Genomic DNA, 5,280 nt, shown 5'->3' with positions numbered 1-5,280 from the left:
GCTGCAACAACCCACCAGCGCCCAAGAACTCTACGGCCGCCACCTGCTCGGCCTCGAACCCAACACCACACTGCTCTAACCAACCAGGGCAGGCTTTGCATAGAGGCCGCCCTACTCCGTCAGACTGCACACAGGCTTCGTCGAGAACCGACAGCGATCGCAGCATCACCCACGCCGCCGCGACCGATCGTGGCTACAGAATCTGCGGGTGACACGTTGCCCGTGTTGATGGCCGCCCCCAGCCCTGCCATCACTCCACAGCCCAGCAGCCCTACTACGGCGGGGTCAGCCGCGGAATCGACTACGGTGCACTGCCTTTCGTGAACAAGAGTCTTCTCGGCGAAGGCGCCAAGGCCGAGCGCGGATGTCAGCTCGGTGCCGTCGTCGAGTAGGACTGGCTGTGGTGCGTTGAAGAAGTCGAAGCAGTACCACGGCTTGCCGCGACGACAGGCCCGGCAGCGGCCACACGCAGCGCGCCAGTTGAGCGCCACGAAATCGCCCACCTTGAACTGGGTTACGTCCCGCCCGACCGATTCGACGATGCCTGCGGCTTCATGCCCGAGCAGGAACGGAAAGTCGTCGTCGATGCCGCCGTCGCGGTAGGTGAGGTCGTTGTGACAGACGCCGCAAGCTTGCACGCGCACTACGACGTCGTGACGGCCCGGGTGGGGGATGCAGATGTCGACGACCTCAACGGCCGCGTTCTTTGAGCGGGCGATGGCGCGCGCACGGTGTGTTGCACGATGCCTCCTTGCGGTCGGTTACACCACGCAACCCCGGAAGGCGAAATCCTAGCGGCCGGTGCGGGGACGGAAATCGGCAACGGCACCCGAGCCAAGTCGGTGTTGACCGCTACCACCGGCGCCGTAGAGCTCGACGTTCCGAATGACCGGGCGGCGACGTTTGAGCCGCAGACCGTCAAGAAGCGTCGAGCGCGAGGCACCAAATTGTGGTGGGTGATGGTTGCTGAGACCTTGGGTGACCTGAACAATGCATGGACCTTTCGGCTGGCGCCGCCCGTGAGGGCTTCACCCTCCGACCCCGGCTCGCCGAGCATTGTTCCGCCTGCGGCACGGTCTGTCGAAGTGAATTTTCGGTCGATTTCGCTGCCAGAGGCATGCTCAACGGTGGCGAGAGCGACTTCGTGCCGTGACGGATCGCCGGTGGAGGCCGATACGCCGGTGGTCGCTAGTTGTTTCAGCGGCGCTGAGTGCGGGAGCACCGTGCGGGCGCTTAGGGGTCTACCAGAGGAGATTGATGACGGCAGAACCGCAGACGTTCCCTGCGGCAACAGCAGGTCGCGCGGCAGGCCCGACCTCTGATGATCGGCGCACAGTCGTCGCGTCGTCGCGCATTGTGACCTGATGACCTGGAGAGGGAGACCACGATGGGTGCCAGTCGTGTCGACCCTGAGGTGGTTGTCGTAGGTACCCCCGACCAATTCGAGTACGCGAACGTCGATCCCTGCCCGGCGGTGACCGACGTTCGCGGAGGTCGGCCGGATGGGGGGCGGGTGATCGTACGGGCTCAAAACATCGCCGTGCGCCCCATACGTTTCGGCGGACGGTCCGAAGGCGCAATACAAATCAAAATGCAAGGAGGAACATGTCATGGGCCGGTTCGCGGGCAAGGTAGTTCTGATCTCAGGTACTGGCGGTGGCCAGGGGCGGGTGGCCGCGCTGTCCTTTGCCAAAGAAGGCGCCGCTGTCGTCGGCTGTGACATCGACGTCGACCAGTCGAAGGAAACCACCGAGCTAGTGATCGCCGCTGGTGGAGACATGATCTCGGTCGAGCCGATCGATCTCGCAGAACCCATCGAAGCGGAACGATGGGTGGGTGCGGCAATCGAACGCTGGGGCAAGGTCGACGTGCTGTACAACAATGCGGCAGCCGTCGGGGTTGCACCGTTCGACGAAGCTACGATGCACCACTGGGACTTCACGATTCGTAACGAACTCACCCTTGGATATGTTGCTGCGCGCGCGGTATGGCCTTATTTCGTAAGTCAGAAGCGGGGCGTCATCGTCAGTGTGTCATCGGTCGCCGCGCACCGGGAGCTGGCGATCTTTCCAGACGTTGCGCACGGAGTTGCCAACGCAGGCGTGCAAGCGATGGCCCGCATGTTCGCCGCCGCAGGCGCGCCCCACGGCATTCGCTCGATAAGTATCAGCCCGGGAGTCGTCAACAATCCCAACGCTCCGGGACCGTTCAGTGATCCGAACTCGCCGGAGATGGCGGCGCTTTGGGGACCTGCGGCGCTTGGCAGACCCGCAGAGATGCAGGAGATCGTGAATACAGCAATGTTCCTTGCTTCCGATGACGCTTCCTACATAACCGGCACCGATGTTGCGGTTGACGGTGGCATGTCCGGAATTATTTGGCCGGGGCCGAGGGGTCGCACGAATTAGTGAAGGGTCTTCGGATTAGTTGAATACATCGTGACGTGGGGAAGCTTCGGGTGCGCCGGTGACATTCCCGGCGCGGGCAATAATTACATCGCTTGGTACAACGGAAACCGCGCCGTTCACTACGGCCTCACGGCGGCCATCCAGTTCCCCGCCGGACAGGCGCAACGCCCGCTGCCGCCGCGGCACTATGTGACTTACGAGTCGACGACGTGTGTGATCACGGTCGAGGGCAACACATATTGCGGGCACGGTGAGTTTAAGTTATTGATGACGCCAACCCGGACTTTGTTCAAAGGTTGGGATGACAGGCGGTCCTATGTGTGCCTAAGTTACGGGTCTTGCCCCCGGGATGAAGTACGCAGTTTCGTTCTCAAGCCTCAACGGCAACCGAAAACCCACTTTGCCGCGCACTGGTCAGTATTTAGTTGCCGCCGACCTAGCCCGCAGCCAGGGCGGCGTTGCCGTTTCAGTGATTAACCTAGCTACCTGGGTGGGGTCTTGCTGCGGGCAAATGACCGACGGCAGAAATTACTTCGAGATGACTCGATGCATTCCCAGCGCAACACGCTTTAATATTTGTGGCGGTGTCGGCTTGTTGTGGGCTCCCGCGATGCACAGGACCGGTGTGCTGATCTCGGTAAGTCGGGAGCTGACATCGAAGTCGGCTAAAGCCTCACACACCAGTGCGTCCCCACCGCATCGGTGTCTAGCAGCGCTTGCAACAAGTTCGAACTCACGACGAATTCGCGGTCGGTGAATCCTGGCGCGAAGCACCGTTTGGCCGAGGCGCAGAACACGGCGGTGGTGCCCGTGGTGCGCGCAGTTCGTGCCCGATCACGCCAATCGTCGGGGTTACCAACCGACGCGTTGGTCGGACTGCGCTGAGGACACGGTGCCGCGCGTCGAGCATCAACTGCAGGCCGACACAGCCCCCTATGGACGTACAGGCGCCACTACAAAACGGCACCATGACCGCAGACAGCTTGTTTACACCCCCGGCCAGAGGCTCAGTGGACGCCGACCGCCGCTGATCGCGAGAAATGCGCGCGTCCGCGACTTCGCGCGGTTCGTGTGGGCGCGTAACGTCGAGATTCCGGATTACGCAACGCTGCGATCGCTGGTCGGTAGGCCATCTCGACCAGTTTTGGGGGCTGCTCTGGGACTACTTCGCCGTCGGCGGCGTGCGCGGCCGGGTCGTCCTCGGCGAGGCGAGTATGTCGGGCGCGCAATGGTTTCCCGGATCGGCCACGAACTACGTGAATCACATTCTCCGTAAAGCCAACTCGTCGACCGTGGCGATCGTCGACCTCAACGAGGACCCTCAGCACGCGCGGACTGTGTCATGGACCGAGCTGATCGATCACGTTGCCGCCCTGGCAGCGAGCCTGCGTCGACTTGGTGTCGCCAGCCAGCGGTCCCGTTGCCGGGGTGGTTGACGCGACAGCGACAGCACCCGTGATCCGGTGCCGCGCAAAGCGTTGGCCACCGCTGTACCGGTCTGACCGGTGCCACCAACGATGCCGATTGCGAGCTCGCCGTGCGTCATCGTGATTGCCCAGAACTCTCCGCGCACCGCTGTTACCGCGGAGATCCATCCGATCAGCTCAGGGACCGCGAAAACCATGTCGCGGGTGCGGCCCCATGCTGCAGGACTTCGGCGTCGAGCCTGCAGACCAGCTCGAGATCGTCGGGTCGTCGACCTCGTCCCACTACTCGAAGTGTCAGCAGCTGCGAGGCAAACTTGCCGTCGCCGGCCTGCTCGACGTCCGACCCGAATCCGGCACTGTCGACGAGGGTGGCTCGGACTGCAACGTTTGCAATTCGCACTTAGAGACTCCCAGGGTCAACCGGTCATGGGTCGCCACCAGATCGATCATCAATGTTCGCGGCGTGACGCTACGTTAGACCGAGCCGTCCGTGGTGTCGCTGGACGTGGACGACCTCCGGGACCTGACCAAATCGCGTGCACGACGCGTGTCGTGGCCGTCCATCATCGGCTTTGGCTACGACGTCACCGACGAATCGACCACCGCGTCCTGTGCGTACATTTTCCTTGGATTTCGCATTCAATGTGACGGTCGGACGAACCGTAGGGTCCCACTCCAGGAGGGTCGGCGGAATGAGAGCTGCAATCCGCGCCAACCCGGTCGTGGGTACGAATAGAAAGCGATCACATGACGACTGAATCCGACGCTGTGCCATCGGGGGTTCCTCCGTCGTGTCCGGTTACCGCGGACAATTACAACCCGATGGATCCCGCGCATCTCCTCAACCCCGATGAAGCGTTTCGGGCGCTCGCGGAGGACAACCCCGTGCAGTTTATTCCGGCACTTCAGATGTTCTTCGTATTGACCGAGGACTTGTGCCGCGAAGTTCTGCGCGATACGCGGACCTTTACGTCCCAGTTTGCTAACAAGCCAGGCGAGGTGCCCGAGGAAGTCAAGTCCCGCCTACCGGAGGGATATCCGCAGTCCTGTCCGGGCCTGATCAACAATGATCCGCCGGCGCACACCGAGCATCGACGCCCGATCGCGCGCCTGTTCACACCTAAAACGGTGCTCAAATATCAACCCATTATGGAGAAGTTCACGACTGAATTGATTGACGGATTCGTCGATGACGGCCGCGTCGAGTTCGTGAGCCGGTTCGCCGTACCCCTTCCGATCAAGGTCATTACGGCGATACTTGGCGCCGACGATCTGGACATCGACACCGTGGTGCGCTGGTCCATCGCCCCGTTCAGCCTGGTCGATCCCAACCTCGAGTACGCGGTGCGCGTGCAGATGGCTACCGATTGGCAATGTCAACTTGAAGTGGCCCCAGTGTGACGGCTAGTTTTGGCCCCCCCTTCGCGGTGCGTTGGGATTTTCTG

5 protein-coding genes and 1 pseudogene are annotated in these 5,280 nt (G+C 62.1%); 5 read left to right on the top strand and 1 reads right to left on the bottom strand.

What is annotated here, in order from left to right:
• Nucleotides 1-152 precede the first annotated feature (152 nt).
• A pseudogene (locus tag AWC19_RS03240) lies at nucleotides 153-719 on the bottom strand (alcohol dehydrogenase catalytic domain-containing protein); the annotation flags it as partial.
• A gap of 24 nt (nucleotides 720-743) precedes the next feature.
• Here AWC19_RS03240 and AWC19_RS31510 point away from each other — a divergent pair.
• The 5 genes from AWC19_RS31510 (at nucleotide 744) to AWC19_RS03225 (ending at nucleotide 5,236) form a co-directional block, all read left to right on the top strand.
• Nucleotides 744-1,322, top strand: coding sequence for a transposase (locus AWC19_RS31510; protein ID WP_142280942.1), 579 nt, complete (start codon nucleotides 744-746; stop codon nucleotides 1,320-1,322).
• A 288-nt stretch (nucleotides 1,323-1,610) separates the two neighbouring features.
• Nucleotides 1,611-2,408, top strand: coding sequence for an SDR family NAD(P)-dependent oxidoreductase (locus AWC19_RS03235; RefSeq protein ID WP_085076657.1), 798 nt, complete (start codon nucleotides 1,611-1,613; stop codon nucleotides 2,406-2,408).
• A gap of 1,040 nt (nucleotides 2,409-3,448) precedes the next feature.
• Nucleotides 3,449-3,844, top strand: a complete 396-nt coding sequence (locus AWC19_RS28760; RefSeq protein ID WP_142280941.1) for a hypothetical protein — start codon at nucleotides 3,449-3,451, stop codon at nucleotides 3,842-3,844.
• Between the two features lie 205 nt (nucleotides 3,845-4,049).
• The gene (locus AWC19_RS03230) at nucleotides 4,050-4,313 is read left to right on the top strand and encodes a hypothetical protein (protein WP_085076656.1); all 264 of its coding nucleotides are present in this window, start codon (nucleotides 4,050-4,052) and stop codon (nucleotides 4,311-4,313) included.
• Nucleotides 4,314-4,657: 344 nt separating this feature from the next.
• Nucleotides 4,658-5,236, top strand: a complete 579-nt coding sequence (locus tag AWC19_RS03225; protein WP_085076655.1) for a cytochrome P450 — start codon at nucleotides 4,658-4,660, stop codon at nucleotides 5,234-5,236.
• Nucleotides 5,237-5,280: the final 44 nt, after the last annotated feature.

Source organism: Mycobacterium palustre, assembly GCF_002101785.1.
Taxonomy (GTDB): Bacteria; Actinomycetota; Actinomycetes; order Mycobacteriales; family Mycobacteriaceae; genus Mycobacterium; species Mycobacterium palustre.
Note: the sequence above shows the minus strand (reverse complement) of the source record. Positions and strands in the feature narration are given on the sequence as shown.